This is a genomic window from Duganella sp. CF458, assembly GCF_900113115.1.
GTDB lineage: Bacteria > Pseudomonadota > Gammaproteobacteria > Burkholderiales > Burkholderiaceae_D > Rugamonas.
Window position 1 is genome coordinate 172,306 of the sequence record NZ_FOOF01000014.1, and the last position, 15,676, is coordinate 187,981.

At 62.2% G+C, this 15,676-nt stretch carries 15 protein-coding genes; 5 read left to right on the forward strand and 10 right to left on the reverse strand.

What is annotated here, in order from left to right:
• Window positions 1-55: 55 nt before the first annotated feature.
• The 5 genes from BM269_RS21550 to BM269_RS21570 form a co-directional block, all read right to left on the reverse strand.
• The gene (locus BM269_RS21550; protein WP_090441843.1) at window positions 56-787 is read right to left on the reverse strand and encodes a BON domain-containing protein; all 732 of its coding nucleotides are present in this window, start codon (window positions 785-787) and stop codon (window positions 56-58) included.
• Window positions 788-870: 83 nt separating this feature from the next.
• Window positions 871-1,557, reverse strand: a complete 687-nt coding sequence (locus BM269_RS21555; RefSeq protein ID WP_090441846.1) for a hypothetical protein — start codon at window positions 1,555-1,557, stop codon at window positions 871-873.
• Window positions 1,558-1,659: 102 nt separating this feature from the next.
• Window positions 1,660-3,360 carry a dipeptidyl-peptidase 3 family protein gene (locus BM269_RS21560; protein ID WP_090441849.1) on the reverse strand — a complete coding sequence of 567 codons (1,701 nt, stop codon included), beginning with the start codon at window positions 3,358-3,360 and terminating at the stop codon, window positions 1,660-1,662.
• A 49-nt stretch (window positions 3,361-3,409) separates the two neighbouring features.
• Window positions 3,410-4,012: a short chain dehydrogenase gene (locus BM269_RS21565; protein WP_090441852.1), complete on the reverse strand. Its 603-nt coding sequence runs from the start codon at window positions 4,010-4,012 to the stop codon at window positions 3,410-3,412.
• Window positions 4,012-4,614, reverse strand: a complete 603-nt coding sequence (locus BM269_RS21570; RefSeq protein WP_090441855.1) for a short chain dehydrogenase — start codon at window positions 4,612-4,614, stop codon at window positions 4,012-4,014. The genes BM269_RS21565 and BM269_RS21570 overlap by 1 nt, the downstream gene beginning before the upstream one ends.
• Window positions 4,615-4,715: 101 nt before the next feature.
• Between BM269_RS21570 and BM269_RS21575 the strand changes: the two genes are divergently transcribed.
• Entirely contained in the window at window positions 4,716-5,603 is an 888-nt protein-coding gene (locus tag BM269_RS21575; protein ID WP_090441858.1) for a LysR family transcriptional regulator, read from the forward strand.
• A gap of 95 nt (window positions 5,604-5,698) precedes the next feature.
• On the opposite strand, the gene BM269_RS21580 is transcribed toward BM269_RS21575, so the two are convergent.
• Genes BM269_RS21580 through BM269_RS21590 form a run of 3 tightly spaced genes read right to left on the reverse strand, consistent with a single transcriptional unit; the run spans window position 5,699 to window position 9,830 of the window.
• On the reverse strand, window positions 5,699-7,117 hold the full coding sequence (locus BM269_RS21580) for an efflux transporter outer membrane subunit (RefSeq protein ID WP_090441861.1): 1,419 nt from the start codon (window positions 7,115-7,117) through the stop codon (window positions 5,699-5,701).
• A gap of 20 nt (window positions 7,118-7,137) precedes the next feature.
• On the reverse strand, window positions 7,138-8,712 hold the full coding sequence (locus tag BM269_RS21585) for a DHA2 family efflux MFS transporter permease subunit (RefSeq protein ID WP_090441864.1): 1,575 nt from the start codon (window positions 8,710-8,712) through the stop codon (window positions 7,138-7,140).
• The gene (locus tag BM269_RS21590) at window positions 8,709-9,830 is read right to left on the reverse strand and encodes an HlyD family secretion protein (RefSeq protein ID WP_090441868.1); all 1,122 of its coding nucleotides are present in this window, start codon (window positions 9,828-9,830) and stop codon (window positions 8,709-8,711) included. The genes BM269_RS21585 and BM269_RS21590 overlap by 4 nt, the downstream gene beginning before the upstream one ends.
• Before the next feature lie 152 nt (window positions 9,831-9,982).
• Here BM269_RS21590 and BM269_RS21595 point away from each other — a divergent pair, with 152 nt between their 5' ends.
• From BM269_RS21595 to BM269_RS21610, 4 genes are all read left to right on the forward strand, one after another.
• A complete protein-coding gene (locus BM269_RS21595) occupies window positions 9,983-10,627 on the forward strand; it encodes a TetR/AcrR family transcriptional regulator (protein WP_090441871.1) in 645 nt (214 codons plus the stop codon).
• A 108-nt stretch (window positions 10,628-10,735) separates the two neighbouring features.
• Window positions 10,736-10,918 (forward strand): hypothetical protein, encoded by a 183-nt coding sequence (locus BM269_RS21600; RefSeq protein ID WP_055930340.1) that lies wholly within the window; start codon window positions 10,736-10,738, stop codon window positions 10,916-10,918.
• Window positions 10,919-11,012: 94 nt separating this feature from the next.
• Window positions 11,013-11,327, forward strand: a complete 315-nt coding sequence (locus BM269_RS21605) for a DUF3144 domain-containing protein (RefSeq protein WP_090441874.1) — start codon at window positions 11,013-11,015, stop codon at window positions 11,325-11,327.
• Window positions 11,328-11,436: 109 nt separating this feature from the next.
• Window positions 11,437-12,159, forward strand: a complete 723-nt coding sequence (locus BM269_RS21610) for a transposase (RefSeq protein WP_090441877.1) — start codon at window positions 11,437-11,439, stop codon at window positions 12,157-12,159.
• Window positions 12,160-12,213: 54 nt separating this feature from the next.
• On the opposite strand, the gene lpdA is transcribed toward BM269_RS21610, so the two are convergent.
• Window positions 12,214-13,980 (reverse strand): dihydrolipoyl dehydrogenase, encoded by a 1,767-nt coding sequence (gene lpdA / locus BM269_RS21615; protein WP_090441880.1) that lies wholly within the window; start codon window positions 13,978-13,980, stop codon window positions 12,214-12,216.
• 10 nt (window positions 13,981-13,990) lie between these two features.
• Window positions 13,991-15,667, reverse strand: a complete 1,677-nt coding sequence (gene aceF, locus BM269_RS21620; RefSeq protein WP_090441883.1) for a dihydrolipoyllysine-residue acetyltransferase — start codon at window positions 15,665-15,667, stop codon at window positions 13,991-13,993.
• Between the last annotated feature and the right edge of the window lie 9 nt (window positions 15,668-15,676).

Consider the following 15,676-nt stretch of genomic DNA (forward strand, 5'->3'; position numbering starts at 1 on the left):
GCAAGCCAAAAGAAAAGCCGGCGCGCGGCCGGCTCTTCATCGACGCAAGGCGCCGTTATTTCTTGATTTGCAGGGAAGATTTCACTTCCTGCACGCCCTCGATCTTGCGGGCCAGTGCGATCGCTTTGTCAGCTTCTGCCTTGGATGGCACGAAGCCGCTCAGCATGACGATACCCTTCTGGGTTTCCACGTGAACGTCCATGGCTTTCACCAGCGGATCGGCTGCGTATTCAGCCTTGACCTTGGTGGTGATCATGGTGTCGGACATCGCAGTGCGCGTGTCGGCGGTGGCCTCACGTGCCGCAGCGCGGGTGTCGGCGGTGGCGTCGCGCGTGGTGTTGGCCAGGTTGGTGCCGGCTTCACGCGTGTTCTGCGCTACCGCAGCCGTGGTGCTGGTGGTGCCGGCGTTGGCCAGTGCGGTTTTATGGGAAGACTTGGCGTCGGACTTGCAGGCCGATTTTGCCGAGCCGCTCATGTCGTCGCAACGTTCCTTAGCCAGGTCATACTCGGCATCGGCCAGTTTGCGCTGGGCTTTGTCCACGTCCTTGGCCGTGTTCTGGTGCTGTTTGGTCGCATCAAGGATAGCGCGCGCTTCGGCTACCTTGGCTTCCTCTTTGCAGACGTCTTCAGCATTGCCCTTCATGCTCTTGCAATTGTCTTTGGCAACCTTGTAGTCAGATTCAGCCTTGTCCTTGGCTGCTTTGTAGGCGTCGTTATCGGCAGCCTGCGCAACAGCGAACGAAGTACTGAACAGGGCAGCCAGCGAAATACACAGGATTTTCTTCATGGTTAGTCCCCTTTAGGATGGTTTGCATGGCGATTAAACGCCTCCTGGGAACTATTTTCTGTGCGCGACCGAACACAGTTGCGTTATTGCTCGTCCTTAAGCAAGCCTTTCCCCCACAGCACGCGTGCCTGTTCGAAGGGGTTATGTTCGCTGGAGAACACAGCAGCATTGGCAGCAAGTTGCAACCAAGCCCGCGTATTGTGCGATCCATGCTCGACAGGCTGGCGCACCTGCATCAACCAGGCGTGCACCTGGTCGTATTGCGCAGCGTTTGCACGCTGCGTCCAGGCCAGCGCCACCAGGTCGGAGAAGGCCTCTTCGCGACGGGTGTCGCGCATGGCTTTCGACAAGGCTTGCAGTTCCGGATTGTCGAGCTGCTCAAGCGGGCCTTCCACAAAGCCGGCCGGCAAGACATGCCAGCTGCCTTGCGCCTGGCGCCAGCAATGCCCCACTTCGTGCGCCGTCATGGCTTCGATCAGGACTTTCTGTTGTTCAGCAGGGACACCGGACAACACTTGTTCCGCCTGCGGATTGCCGCGCATGGAGAACACCAGCTTGCAGCGGCCATCGGCAAAGCCCATGGCCAGGGGCACATCGTTCGGGCCGGCTTGCGGCTGGACCACAATATCAATCGGGAGTTTGAGTTCCTGTTTGGCGTAAGCCAACACGGGAGCACCAGCTTGCAGCCAGCGCGTTTCGGCTTCGGTAAGCTGAGCAGCGCCGGCAGTGGCGGCGAAGAAGGACAGCAGGATTGGCAGGCTCAGCTTCATAACAGAACTCCGGTAACTGGCTACAACTATACATGCCTTACGGCAAGCTGTTACCGGAGTTTCTGCGCTGTTACAAAATTTTGGCTGAGCTAGTCGACAAGCTTATTTTGCCAGCAAGGAGTTGGCAGTCGGGAAAGATGGGCGAATGTCATTCGGGACTGTCTTCATCTTGTCCAGGGCCTTCTGCACGTCAGGACGGATGACGACGTACTTCGCCATCATGTCCTTGGCGCGCGCGTAATCGCCGGTCGCCTCGATCGTAAGGAACTCGCGGTCGAGATCGATCACCGCCTGCTTGATCTTCTTGAAGTCGACCGAGAAGGTGCCGTCGCCGTGCGAAACGAAGCCGCCCTGATCCAGCAGGTAGTTGACCTGGATCGCCATGCCGCGCGCGTGCGAGTCGGTCAGGCCGAAGTGCAGCGTGCGGAATGCCGAAGCGAGGAAGGTGGTGTGAAGCTTGCGCTCCGCCGCTTCCCCCTGCCCCAACGTGTCGTTCAGTTGCCCCTTCTCCATCATGTACATCAGGGCGAACAGGCCGGTGATATCGGCTTTCGCTTCCTCGATGGTGGAATAGGCTTCCTTCAGATCCTGGCGCGGAGTCGACTCCGTGGCACCCACCTTGGTGATGTGCGGGCCCAGGCCGTGCGTGATTTCATGCGCCAGGATGTGGGTAAAGAAGGAGTTGAAGTCCAGGTCCTTCTGGTCCGAGGGACGCAGCACCAGCTTGGCGATCGGGGTCAGCGTGGCCTTGAACTTCTCTTCCTGCACGTTCTTCAGCATCACGCGCTTGGAGCCGCGCTGGCTGATGATGCGCTCGTCGTTCGGCAGGTTGTAGGCGGCGGTCTGCACGCCCATATTGCCGTCGCCCGCGCCGTAGACCTGGTTCACCACCACCATCGGCGCCACGGCGCCTACCTTCGGATTGCGATATTTGGCATCGACCGGCAGGTTGTCTTCCAGCTCCTGCATATGCTTGGCGAAGAAGTCCAGCTTGCGCGTTTCCTTATCGTCGCGGATATTCACATAGGCTTCGAAAGCGGCCTTGTAGCCAAACAGTTCGTCGTTATAGGTCTCGTATGGACCGATGGTGACGTCGACCGGGGAATCGAGGTCCATCCAGGCGAAGTCGGAAGGCAGGTAATCGTTGGACAGGAAGGCATCGGCACGCAGGTCGAGGAACTTCTTCAGCGAAGCGTTGCTGGTGGCGGCAGCGGCCTCCTTCAGCAGCTTGGACAGCTTTTGCAGCTCCGGCTTGTATTCATCCGAGTATTTGACGATCTTGAACTTGCCGTCATCGCCCTTGCGGATGGTGGTGAAGAACCACTGCGCCTCCTGCTTCTGCGCGGCAGGCAGGCCGTTGATCCACGCCTCCACCTCCTCCTTGCTGGCGCCTTCCGGATAGAAGTTGGCGGCGGCCGGCTTATGGCCGGGCACCTTGATGCCCGCTACGTCCGCAGGCAGGAAAGACTTGTGCTCGTCGAGGATGGACCACGGGCCTTTGTTCAGCCAGAAGTACTCGGCGCGCGCCTTGCCCAGCGCCGACCGGTCCTTTTGCAGCGCGGCGTACAAGGCCTCGTTGCCCGACCAGCGCTGGCGCAGTTGCAGGGTATCGACAAGCTTCGCTGCTTCGATCAGTTTCTTGATCGCCTGGCGATCGCCGGCGGAAAGATGCGAGGTGTCAGCCTTCAGTTGCACCGGCGCGTAGCGCTTGGTCATCTTCTGCAGCTCGGCGACATCGGCCGGAGCAGCGGCAGCGGAGGCGCTGGCAAGCGCCAGCACCAGCGGGGTCAGGAGGTTTTTCATGTGGCCTTTTCTCTACAGTTAAAAGGAAGGCCACATTGTATGCCTGCGTCTACCAGGCGCGGTAAGTTTTTCCGGATTCCGCACCTTCCACGCAACGGCTGTAGGCACGGGCTACGCGGTTGGCTGGAACGGTCTCTAAGCCATGAAACAGCGACTCGAATTGTTCCGCCGACTCCTCCAGCAGCGAAGGGTTCACCACATTGATGCGCAAGCCTCGCTGCAGCTCGATTGCCGCGCCGCTGGCGAAGCCCTCGATGCCGTTGTTGACGGCTACCGTATTGGCGCAGCCCCGCAGCGGGTTGTGCGCATCGACGCCGCTGGTCAAGGTGATCGAGCCGCCATCGTTCAGCGCGTGCTGCGCCACCAGGGTCACGTTCACCTGCCCCATCAGCTTCGAATCGAGGCCGACGCGGAACTGCTGGTGCGTCATCGCTCCCAAGGGACCGACGTGGAGCGCACCCGCAGCCACCACCACGTGGTCCACCCTGCCAGTTGCCGCGAACAAGGCCTGCACCGAATCGATATCTTCGATGGCCACACGATGGTCGCCGCTGCTGCGGCCGGCGGTGATCACGCGATGACGCTTGCCCAGCTCCCGCACCACGGCGCTGCCGATGGTGCCGGTGCCGCCAATGACCAGGACCGTACGCATTACCACACGCGGTAGGTCTTGCCGTTTTCCGCGCCTTCCACGCTGCGGCTGTAGGCCAGGGCCGCGCGTTTCACCGGCACGGTTTCCATGCCGTAGAAGTATGGGCCGTAGGTTTCCACCGACTCATCGACCAGGGTCGGGCTGATCACGTTGATGCGCAGGCCGCGCGGCAGCTCGATCGCCGCGCCCAACACAAAGCCTTCCACCGCGCGGTTGACGGTGCTGGCGTTGGCGCCGAAGCGGATCGGATTTTCCGAAATGCTGCCGCTGGTCAGGGTGATCGAACCGCCATCGTTCAGGTATTGTTGCGCGGCCAGGGCCACGTTCACCTGCCCCATCAGTTTGGAGTTGAGGCCAAGCTGGAACTGCTGTGCGGTCATCTCGGCCAGCGGACCGAAATGCAGGTCGCCGGCAGCGACCACCACGCCGTCCACTTTGCCAACCTTCTCGAACAGCGCCCGCACCGAAGCCGGATCCTCGATCTTGACCTGGTACTGGCCACTGTTGCGGCCCACAGTGATCACTTCATGGCGCAAGCCCAGTTGTTCCACGATGCCCTTGCCGAGGGTGCCCGATGCGCCGATAACGATGATTTTCTTCATGTTGATTCTCCTGTTGGGTTTCGAAGTGAAGCCAGTATGCGCTCCGTCACCACAGGAATAAATGAGCTATTATTTAGATAATTACAAACCCATAGTTAGCAATGGACAAATTACGCAGCATGGAGGTATTTGTCGCCGCCGTCGACAGCGGCAGCTTCACAGCGGCGGCCGAGCGTTTCGGGATCTCCGCCGTCATGGTCGGCAAGCACGTGCGCGAGCTGGAACAAAGGCTCGGCGCAGCCCTGTTGACGCGCACCACGCGGCGCCAATCGCTGACAGAGATCGGGCGCCAGTATGCCGAGCAATGCCGCGCGATCCTGGCCCAGATCGGCGCCGCCGAAAGCCTGGCCGAAACCATGCGCGTGGCGCCACGCGGCGTATTGAAGGTGACGGCAGCAGTCTCGTTCGGCATGGAGTGGCTCAGTCCGATGATCCCCGACTTCCTCGAAATGTATCCCGAAGTCAGCGTGGAGCTGAGCCTGAACGACCGCATGATCGACATGGTGGAAGAAGGCTTCGACATCGCGGTGCGCATCGGCACGCTGGAAGACTCGTCGCTGGTCGCGCGCCCGCTGCGGCCCTATGGCGTGGTGATCTGCGGCGCGCCCGACTACCTCGCCAAGCGGGGCGTACCGCAAGTACCCAACGACCTGGCGCAGCACGAATGCCTGGAATTCAGCGGCTGGGTGCCGCAAGCGCGCTGGCGGCTGACAGGCGACAAGGACGCCCGCCACGTCCCATTGAGCCGCCTGCGCGCCAACAACAGTTACGCGCTGAAGCAGGCAGCGTTAAAAGGCTTCGGCCTGACCATGCAGGCTGAAACCGCGCTGGCGCAAGACATCGCCGCCGGCCGCCTGGTGCGCGTACTGGACGCCTACCTGCCCACGCCGCGCCCCATGCACCTGCTCTACCCCCGCGACCGCCAGCCCACCCCCAAGCTGACCAGCTTCATCGACTTCATGCTCACCCGCCTCGGCCCTAGCAATTAAAAAGTCGGGGTCAGCTCTGGCAACCGGACATTTATTCCGCCAGCGGAATAAATGTCCGGTTGCCAGAGCTGACCCCGACTTTCAAGTTTTAAGTGTTAAGGGGCTTGCCAGCCGCCGCCGAGGGCGCGGGCGAAGCTGACCGTGGCCAGCAGGCGCTGGGTGTTGATTTGCACGGCGGCGCGGTCGGCGGCCAGGGCGCTGCGCTGGGCGTCGGTGACGTCGAGGTAGGTGCTGATGCCGCGCTCGTATCGGGCGCGGGCGACGTCATAGGCGCGGGTGGCGGCTTCGCGGGAAGTGGCCTGGACCTTGCCTTGCTGCGTGCGTTGCTGCACGTCGGACAGGGCGTCTTCCACTTCACGCAATGCCGTCAGCAGCTTGCCTTCGTGGTTGGCTAGCGCTTCTTCGTAACGGGCTTTGGCGACCGTCAGGTTGGATTGGTTGCGCCCGCCGTCCAGGAGCGGCAGCGACAGTGCCAGCGGGCCGAAGCTGAAGGCGCGCGAGCCGCCTTTGGCGATGTCGCTCAGGCTTTCCGAGGCATAGCCGAAGTTGCCGGTCAGGCTGACCGATGGGTAGAACGCGCCTTCCGCTACGCCGACGTTGGCATTGGTCGCGCGCACGGTGGCGACGCTGGCTGCCAGGTCGGGGCGATTGGCCAGCAGCTTGGCCGGCAGGCCGGATGGAATGACCGGCGGTGCCGGCATTTCGGTGGCAGGTGCCGGCTCCAGCTGCATCGACGACGGCGAGGCGCCCACCAGGACCGCCAGCGCATGTTCCAGCGTATTGCGCTGGCGTTGGACTTCTTCCAGGTCGGCTTCGGCATTCGCGCGTTCGATGCGGGCACGCGAGGTGTCCAGTTCATTCGACAGGCCGGCGTTGAAGCGGGCGTTCACCAGTTCCTCAGTCTCCTTGCGGGTGGCCAGTGCGCCGCGCAGGATCGCCATTTCGGCATCCAGGCCGCGCAATTGCCAGTAGCTGGTGGCGATCTGGGACGACAGCAGCAGCAGCACGCCGTCGCGGTCATGGCTGGCCGCCAGCGCTTGCGCGTCGGCCGACTCCACGGCGCGGCGTACGCGGCCGAACAGGTCCAGCTCATACGAGAAGCCTGCCGCGACCGAGTAGTTGTTGCCGTGGATCGAGCGGTGGCCCAGCGCGATACCTTGCGAGGTATTGGCCGAGGTACGCGAATTCGATACGCCGGTACTGAGCGTCACGGACGGCAACTGGCTGGCTTTCACCAGCCCCAGTTGCGCTTCGGCCTGGAACAGGCGCTGCGCCGCCGCCTTGACGGTCGGGCTGTCGCGCAGGGCCTGGTGTTCAAGCCGGTTCAGCGTGTCGTCGCTGAACACGGTCCACCATTGCGACGGCAGTTGGGCTTCGCCGGCCGCGCCTTGCGGCGCATGGCGGAAGGCCTGTTCCGGCATCCCGGCAGGTGCCTTGAAGTCGCTACCCACGGTGCCGCAGCCGGCCAGCACCGCTGCCGCGCCAACTGCCATTGCAATCATCTTGATGTTCATACTATTTACCTCAATTCTTTTTAATGCGCGCCGGAGCCGCCACCCGAAGGGGATTTCACTTTGTCGGACAGCCACAGGATCAGGATGCAGGACAGCAGGATCGCACCCACGATCAGGAAGCCGTCGTTGTAAGCCATCACAAACGACTCGCGCCGCACGATGCCGTCAACCGCCTTCAGCGCCTTGTCCGATGCGGTGACCGGATCGAAGCCCTTGCCGATGAACGATTGCGTCAACTGGTCCAGGCGCAGCTGGGTCGCGGCGGAGAAGCTGTTCACGGCCTCGCCCAGGCGGGCCGAGTGGAAGTGTTCGCGCTGCGTCAGCTGGGTTGCCAGCAGGGCGATGCCGATCGAGCCGCCCAGGTTGCGGATCATGTTGAACAGGCTCGAAGCGGATGCGGTGTCTTTTGGCGCAATGCCATTCATCGCAAAGTTCGACAGCGTCAGCATGACAAACGGTTGGCCCAGCGCGCGCACCACTTGCGACAGCAGCAGCTGGTCGTAGCCGGTGGTCGCGTCCATGTAGGCATTCATGATGCAGGACACGCCGAACAGCCCCAGGCCGATCGAGCACAGGATGCGGTTGTCGACCTTCATCGACAGCTTGGCCGCGAACGGCATGATGAACAGCTGCGGCAAGCCGGCCCACATGATCACTTCACCGATCTGCATCGGCGAGTAGCCGGCGATCTGCCCCAGGTACAGCGGCAGCAGGAAGGACGAGCCGTACAAGCCCATGCCCATCACCGCAGCCAGCGCCGACGCAACGAGAAAGTTACGCTGCGCGAACAGCCCCAGGTTGACGAAGGGTTGCGGACGCATCGCGCTGGTCAGCACCCAGCCCAGCAGACCGACGATCGACAGGCCGGCAAAGGCAATGATGAAACCCGATTCGAACCAGTCCTTGCTATTGCCCTCTTCCAGGAAGATGGTCAGGCAGCCCAGGCCCAGCGCCATGAAGGCAATGCCCAGCCAGTCGGCGTGGAACAACTCGCTGAGCTTGCGCTCTTCGTGGTCGAGGCCATACGCCACGCCGGCAATCAGCAGCAGGCCCGGCACCCAGTTGATGTAGAAGATCGAAGGCCAGCCATACAGCTCGCTCAGGTAGCCGCCCAGGGTCGGGCCCATGGAGGGCGCCAGCGTTGCGGTCAGGCCGAAGATCGCCATGCCGACCGCGCGCTTGGAGGCGGGCAGCTTGGCCATCACCAGCGTCATCGCCATCGGGATCAGTGCGCCGCCGGTAAAGCCCTGCATCATGCGGAACAGGATCATGCTTTCCAGGTTCCAGGCAGCGCCGCACAGGGTCGAGAACACCAGGAACAGCGCGGTGGTGCCCATCATGTAACCGCGCATGCCGAAGGTGCGCGTCAGCAGCGCCGTCAGCGGGATCACGATGATTTCGGCCACCAGGTAGGCGGTCGAGATCCAGGAACCCTCTTCCTGCGTGGCGTTCAGCGCGCCCAGGATGTCGCGCAGCGAGGAGTTGGTGATCTGGATGTCCAGCACCGCCATGAAGGCGCCCAGCATGCCCGCAGCGACCGCGATCCAGGTGCGGCCGGATACCCGGCCCTCAGGCACGATCATCGAGTCGCTCATTTTGCGTTCGACTTGATGCTGACTTCAGCGATGGCGGACATGCCCGGCACCAGGCGGCCTTCGTAGGCTTTCAGGTCTTCCGGCTTGAAGGTGATCTTGACCGGCACGCGCTGCACGATCTTGGTGAAGTTGCCGGTGGCGTTATCGGCCGGCAGCAGTGCGAACTGCGCGCCGGAGGCTGGCGAGAAGGAGTCGACGCGGCCCGTCAACTCCTTGCCCGGCAAGGCATCGATGCTCAGGCTCACTTCCTGGCCTACGCGCATGTCGGCAAGCTGGGTTTCCTTGAAGTTGGCGGTAACCCAAACATTGTCCTGCACCAGGGCCACCAGTTGCTGGCCCGGCTGTACGCGCTGGCCCACTTCCAGGGCGCGCTTGCCGACGCGGCCTTCGACCGGAGCGACGATGCGGTTGTATGCCAGTTGCTGCTGCGCGTCTTTCAACTGCACTTGCAGCACCTTGACTTGCGCCTTCAACACTTCACGGGCGGAGGTGGCCGAGCCGATTTGCGCTTTCGCCGCCACGGCGCTGTCCTTGCGCGCTGCCACGTCGGCAGTGGCGCTGGCGCGGGCTGCGTTGGCGGCATCCAGTTCGGCTTTCGACACAGCCTTCATCTGGCTGGTGAACAGCTGGCCGTAGCGCTCGGCGTCCTGCGCAGCGCGCAGCTGGTTGGCTTGCGCCTGTGCCACCTGGGCGGCAGCGGCGCTGGCCTGGGCGTTCACCTGGGCGATCTGGGCGTCGGCCTGCAGCACCTGCTGCTGCACGCTGGCGATCTGCGCCTGGATCTGCTCCACCTTGACCTGTTGGTCGAAGGGATCGAGTTCGGCGATCACGTCGCCTGCTTTCACGAACTGGTTGTCATCCACCAGCACCTTGGTCACCACGCCCGAAATGCGCGAAGACACCGGATGCACGTGGCCTGCCACGTAGGCGTTTTCCGTTTCCACATAGTGCTGGCCGCGGTACCACATGCGGCCACCCGCAGCCAGGGCTGCCAGGGCGATCAGGCCGGCGATCACAAGAACGCGACGGTTGGGAGGAGTAGCGGCAGGCGTGGTGGTTGGCGCGGCCTCTGGCACGGCGCTGAGCACTTTTTGTTCGGCTGGGTTGTGCTGGGACATGGTGGGAAGCTCCCTGAAAATGAAATGAGTCGTGTGCATTATTCGTCAAACAATGACCGAAGTCAAGAAATGAAACGATTGCATTTCATTTTTATTTGGCATAAAGTGGGGGCTATCTGTTAGCCTTCGGGCATTACGTACGGTTTTCAATCATGTCTCTTGAACAAGTTACTGAGCCAGTCAAAGCCGGTCGCCCCAAGGCCGCCGAGGCCGAAGCGCGCCTGAATGACCTGCTGGATACGGCCGCGCGGCTGATCCTCGAAAAGGGCTATGGCAAGGTCAGCCTGGAAGCCATTGCCAAGGAAGCACGGGTTGCCGTGCGCACCATCTATGTGAAGTTCGGCGGCAAGGCCGGCCTGCTGAAGGCCATCCTGCTGCGCTACCGCGCCGGCGCCTTCGACCCGGCCGGGATGGAAACCCTGCACCGCCCTATCCGCGACACGCTGCGCGAATTCGGCTTGCGTTTCCATCGCCTGGTCAGCACGCCCGAAGCGACCGCGCTGTACCAGATCGTGGTGGCCGAAGCCCACGCCAATCCCGACCTGGCCGAAGCCTTCTGGGATGCCGGCCCGCGCCAGACGCGCGAGCTGCTGGCGCGCTATTTCGCCCGTCCCGATATCGCTGCCCAACTCGATACCAATTCGCCGCCGGAGCGCCTGGCGATCTACCTGATGAACTGCCTGATGGGCGACCAGTTGCGCCGTTTCCTGTTCGAGTCGCGCTGCGGCGTGGCCACCACGCCGGAGGAAATCGAGCAAGGCATCGACCTGTTCCTGCATGGTGTCGTCAAGCGTTAAGTGCACCTTAAGCGTGCGCGGCAGCCTATGTGCGCTAGCGCACGGTGGCCCACCGACTAGCTGCCGGATACTGATCTCCTCAAGAACATAATTAAAGTGGGAGGTTGTATGAGCAAGGTCGATCGGCTCGAATGGAGCAGGAAAATCGCCACGATCAACGAGCGCATCAAAGGTTTCCAGGCAAACCCCAACAAAGAGCACCTGGACGCCGCGATCAATGAACTGAAGGCCTATGCAGAAGCTGCCAATAGCGGCGGCATCGAAATCCCCGAGCGCTTCATAGCGAGCTAACAACAAACCGGGCAAAAGCCCGGTTTTTTATTGCAGCCAGGCGCTTCCTGTGTCACGATGCCCACCCCTAGTATCAACTTATTGGTAGTAAATCATGAGCGAACAAGCAACCCAACAGCAGCAGAACGACGACCAGAAATTCTTCGAAAACATCGACGCCTATATTGCACTGGCCAACGCCCACGAAAACAGCAACAAAGGCGCGCCACAACTGGTCGGCGCCAGCCTGATGTTCGCAGCCGCCCGCTACAACATCTTCCTGGTAGCCCGCGCCCAGGGCGACCTGGAAACCTACAACGGCAAGAAAGAAGAAGCCAAGGCTTACTTCATGGACCAATTCAGCAAAATGTTCGACGACAACTGGAACGACTACAGCCAGCACTTCGAACAATACCGCAACCAGAAGTAATGTCCACCCGGGGTCAGGAACGAATCGGACATTTTGTTCCTGACCGCAATCCCGCCAGCCTTCTGATGTAAATCAGTTCGCACAATTCCTGCGGTGCTATCGTCGGTTCATGAGCCGGCCACTCCGCACCCAATTTCCAGGCGCCTTCTACCACGTCACCGCACGCGGCAACCGCAAGGCGAACATCTTCCTCGACGACCTCGACTACCTGACGTGGCATAGCCTCGTCGAGCGTGCCGCCGACCGCTTCGGCTTCATCTGTCACGCCTATTGCCAGATGCCGAACCACTATCATTTGCTGCTGGAAACGCCGCTCGCCAACCTGTCTGACAGCATGCATTTCCTGAATTGCGTGTATTCACAGCAGTTCAATGTGCGGCATGGGCTGACGGGTCATGTGCTGCAGGGGCGCTTCCACTCCGTGCTGCTGGAGCAGGAAACGCATTTTCTTGAACTGGCGCGCTACATCACCTTGAATCCGGTGCGCGCTGGACTGGTTCACAGTGTGGCAGATTGGCGCTGGAGTAATTACAGGGCAACGGCCGGCTTGGTGCCGGCGCCGCCATGGCTCGATACGGGAAGCACGCGCAATCGTTTTCAAGGCGACAACGAGCCGGAGCGCATGCGCAGGTATTGTGAATTCGTCTTTGCGGGGGCGGTGCGAAAACCGCTTGTGCCGCAACTGCCCGATGCGTTCGGCAAGCAAGCCACCCAGCAGGCTATCGCCGATGCACTGCGCACGGGGATGTATAGCCTGGCGGAGATCGCCAGCCACTTCAAGGTTTCAACAAAGACCGTACAAAGAATACGCGCAGCCGAAGCTGCGCGTTGACCATCTGCAAAGAATGTCCACCCGGTTCCTGACCCCGAGTGGACAGATGTTGCTTTAGCGCTTGCGTGGCGGGGGCAGGTCGGTGCAGACGCCTTCGTAGGCTTCTGCGGCCATGCCGATCGATTCGCCCAGCGTCGGGTGCGGGTGGATCGTTTTGCCGATATCCACACCGTCGGCGCCCATTTCGATGGCCAGGGCGATTTCACCGATCATGTCGCCGGCGTGGGTGCCGACAATGGTGCCGCCGATGATGCGGTGGGTCTCTGCATCGAACAGCAGCTTGGTGAAGCCTTCGTCACGGCCGTTCGCAACGGCGCGGCCGCTGGCTGCCCATGGGAAGTGGCCCTTCTCGACCTTGATGCCCTTGGCTTTGGCTTCGTCTTCGGTGATGCCGGCCCATGCCACTTCCGGATCGGTGTAGGCCACCGATGGGATGATCTTGGCGTCGAAGTAGGCCTTCTCGCCGTGGGCCGCTTCGGCGGCGACGTGCGCTTCGTGCACGGCTTTGTGCGCGAGCATCGGCTGGCCGACGATGTCGCCGATGGCGAAGATGTGCGGGACGTTGGTGCGCATCTGGCTGTCGACGTTGATGAAGCCACGGTCGGTGACGACCACGCCGGCCTTGTCGGCGGCCAGCTTCTTGCCGTTCGGGCTGCGCCCGACTGCAACCAGGACCATGTCGTACAACTGCGGTTCCGGTGCGGTGGCGCCAGCTTCGGCGGCTTCGAAGGTGACCTTGATCCCTTCCGGCAGCGCTTCCACGCCAACGGTCTTGGTCTTGGTCATGATGCGGTCGAAGCGCTTCTCGTTGTACTTCTGCCAGACCTTGACGGCCTCGCGGTCGGCGCCCTGCATCAGGCCGTCCATCATTTCGACCACGTCGATGCGAGCGCCGAAGGTGCTGTATACGGTTGCCATTTCCAGGCCGATGATGCCGCCGCCGATGACCAGCATCTTCTTCGGCATGAAGCGCAGTTCGAGGGCGCCGGTCGAGTCAACGATGCGCTTGTCTTCCGGGACGAACGGCAGCTTCACCACGCTGGAACCGGCGGCGATGATGGCTTGCTTGAACTGGACCACTTTCTTGCTGCCGTCTGCTGCGCTGACTTCAATGTGGTTCGGGCTGAGGAACTGGCCCACGCCCTGCACTACGTTCACCTTGCGCATCTTGGCCATGCCGGCCAGGCCGGTGGTCATCTTCTTGATGACGCCATCCTTGTAGCTGCGCACCTGGTCGATGTCGATGGCCGGCTTGGCGAAGGTGACGCCGTTCTTGGCCATGTGGCTGGTTTCGTCGACCACCGCTGCCAGGTGCAGCAGGGCTTTCGACGGGATGCAGCCGACATTCAGGCAAACGCCGCCCAGGGTCGCGTATTTCTCGACCAGTACGGTGTTCATGCCCAGGTCTGCGGAGCGGAAGGCGGCGGAGTAGCCGCCTGGGCCGCCACCCAGGACCATCATGTCGCAGGTGATGTCGACCTGGCCGGCGTAGCCGCCAGCTTGCGGTGCAGCCGCAGGCGCAGCCGGTGCGGCCGCCGGAGCTGCAGGTGCAGGCGCAGCGGCAGGAGCCGGTGCGGCGCCTGCACCCGCAGCTTCTTCCAGCACCATCAGCGCGGAGCCTTCGCTCACCTTGTCGCCAACCTTGATCTTCAATTCCTTGATCACGCCTGCGTGGGTCGATGGTATCTCCATCGATGCCTTGTCGGATTCCACGGTGGCCAGCGATTGGTCGACCTTGACGGTGTCGCCAACCTTGACCAGCAGCTCGATCACTTCAACGTCCTTGAAGTCGCCGATGTTCGGTACTTTAACTTCGATCATCGTGGCCTCCTTACAGCAGGATCTTGCGCATATCGGCCAGCACTTCGGCCAGGTATGCAGCGAAGCGTGCACCGGACGCGCCGTCGACCACGCGGTGGTCGTAGGACAGCGACAATGGCAGCATCAGGCGCGGCACGAACTGCTTGCCGTCCCATACTGGCTTCATGGAGGACTTGGACAGGCCGAGGATCGCCACTTCCGGTGCGTTCACGATCGGGGTGAAGGCGGTACCGCCAATGCCGCCCAGCGACGAGATGGTGAAGCAGGCGCCCTGCATGTCGGTCGGCTTCAGCTTGCCTTCGCGCGCGGCCAGCGACAGTTCGCCCATTTCCTTGGCAATCTGGGTCACCGACTTCTGGTCGGCGTTCTTCACCACCGGTACCACCAGGCCTTGCGGCGTGTCGGCGGCGAAGCCGATGTTGTAGTACTTCTTCAGGATCAGGTTCTCGCCCTTCTCGTCCAGGGACGAATTGAAGGTCGGGAATTTCTTCAGCGCGGTCACCGAGGCCTTGATCACGAACGCCAGCATGGTGAGCTTGACGGCATCCTTGTTCTTGGCGTTCGCGTTGTTGCTGTCGACGCGGAACTGTTCCAGGTCGGTGATGTCGGCGTCTTCGAACTGCGTCACGTGCGGGATCATTACCCAGTTGCGGTGCAGGTTCGGGCCGGAGATTTTCTTGATGCGCGGCAGCGGGGACAGTTCGGTTTCGCCGAACTTGCTGAAGTCCAGCGATGGCCATGGCAGCAGGTTCATGCCGGCACCACCGCCAGCGGCGGCTGGTGCCGCGTTTGGTGCCGCTGCAGCGCCGGACATGATGCCCTTGACGTAGTTCTGCACGTCCAGCTGGGTCACGCGGCCTTTCGGGCCGGTGCCGCCGACGCGGGTCACATCGACGCCCAGTTCGCGGGCTAACTTGCGGACGGATGGAGAGGCGTGTGCCAGCTTGCCATTGACAGCAGGCGCGGACGGCGCCGCTGCGGCCGCAGGGGCCGCGACAGGAGCCGGGGCTGCGGCGGCCGGTGCTGCTGCTGGAGCTGCTGCCGGAGCCGCTGCTGGCGCAGGCGCTGCCGCGACCGGCGCGCTGGCGCCGCCGACTACGTCGACGATCAGCACCAGGGAGCCTTCAGCGACCTTGTCGCCCACCTTGACCTTCACTTCCTTCACCACGCCGGCGTGCGACGACGGGATTTCCATGGAAGCCTTGTCGGATTCGACAGTCACCAGGGACTGGTCCTTGGCGATGGTGTCGCCAACTTTGACCAGCACTTCGATGACTTCCACTTCCTTGAAGTCGCCGATGTCGGGGACTTTCACCTCGACCGGGCCAGCGGATGCTGCGGCCGGCGCGGGCGCAGCAACAGCAGCAGGCGCTGGTGCCGCGGCAGGAGCGGCAGCCGGAGCGGCGGCGGCTGGAGCGGCGGCTGCAGGGGCAGCGCCAGCGGCGGCGCCGGATGCTTCAACGATCAGCAGCAGCGAGCCTTCCGCCACCTTGTCGCCGACCTTCACTTTGATTTCCTTGACCACGCCCGCTTGCGACGAAGGAATTTCCATCGATGCCTTGTCCGATTCAACGGTCACCAGCGACTGGTCAACCTTGATCGTGTCGCCCACCTTGACCATCAGCTCGATGACTTCGACTTCCTTGAAGTCGCCGATATCCGGGACTTTCACTTCAACCATGCTCATAGTGTTTGC

Excerpts from the sequence above, each read along its gene's own strand:
- BM269_RS21555 (WP_090441846.1), bottom strand. The coding sequence starts at position 1,557 with ATGAAGCTGAGCCTGCCAATCCTGCTGTCCTTCTTCGCCGCCACTGCC.
- BM269_RS21560 (WP_090441849.1), bottom strand. The coding sequence starts at position 3,360 with ATGAAAAACCTCCTGACCCCGCTGGTGCTGGCGCTTGCCAGCGCCTCC.
- BM269_RS21600 (WP_055930340.1), top strand. The coding sequence starts at position 10,736 with ATGAGCAAGGTCGATCGGCTCGAATGGAGCAGGAAAATCGCCACGATC.
- BM269_RS21580 (WP_090441861.1), bottom strand. The coding sequence starts at position 7,117 with ATGAACATCAAGATGATTGCAATGGCAGTTGGCGCGGCAGCGGTGCTG.
- BM269_RS21590 (WP_090441868.1), bottom strand. The coding sequence starts at position 9,830 with ATGTCCCAGCACAACCCAGCCGAACAAAAAGTGCTCAGCGCCGTGCCA.
- BM269_RS21595 (WP_090441871.1), top strand. The coding sequence starts at position 9,983 with ATGTCTCTTGAACAAGTTACTGAGCCAGTCAAAGCCGGTCGCCCCAAG.
- BM269_RS21610 (WP_090441877.1), top strand. The coding sequence starts at position 11,437 with ATGAGCCGGCCACTCCGCACCCAATTTCCAGGCGCCTTCTACCACGTC.
- BM269_RS21605 (WP_090441874.1), top strand. The coding sequence starts at position 11,013 with ATGAGCGAACAAGCAACCCAACAGCAGCAGAACGACGACCAGAAATTC.
- lpdA (WP_090441880.1), bottom strand. The coding sequence starts at position 13,980 with ATGATCGAAGTTAAAGTACCGAACATCGGCGACTTCAAGGACGTTGAA.
- aceF (WP_090441883.1), bottom strand. The coding sequence starts at position 15,667 with ATGAGCATGGTTGAAGTGAAAGTCCCGGATATCGGCGACTTCAAGGAA.
- BM269_RS21565 (WP_090441852.1), bottom strand. The coding sequence starts at position 4,012 with ATGCGTACGGTCCTGGTCATTGGCGGCACCGGCACCATCGGCAGCGCC.
- BM269_RS21570 (WP_090441855.1), bottom strand. The coding sequence starts at position 4,614 with ATGAAGAAAATCATCGTTATCGGCGCATCGGGCACCCTCGGCAAGGGC.
- BM269_RS21575 (WP_090441858.1), top strand. The coding sequence starts at position 4,716 with ATGGACAAATTACGCAGCATGGAGGTATTTGTCGCCGCCGTCGACAGC.
- BM269_RS21585 (WP_090441864.1), bottom strand. The coding sequence starts at position 8,712 with ATGAGCGACTCGATGATCGTGCCTGAGGGCCGGGTATCCGGCCGCACC.
- BM269_RS21550 (WP_090441843.1), bottom strand. The coding sequence starts at position 787 with ATGAAGAAAATCCTGTGTATTTCGCTGGCTGCCCTGTTCAGTACTTCG.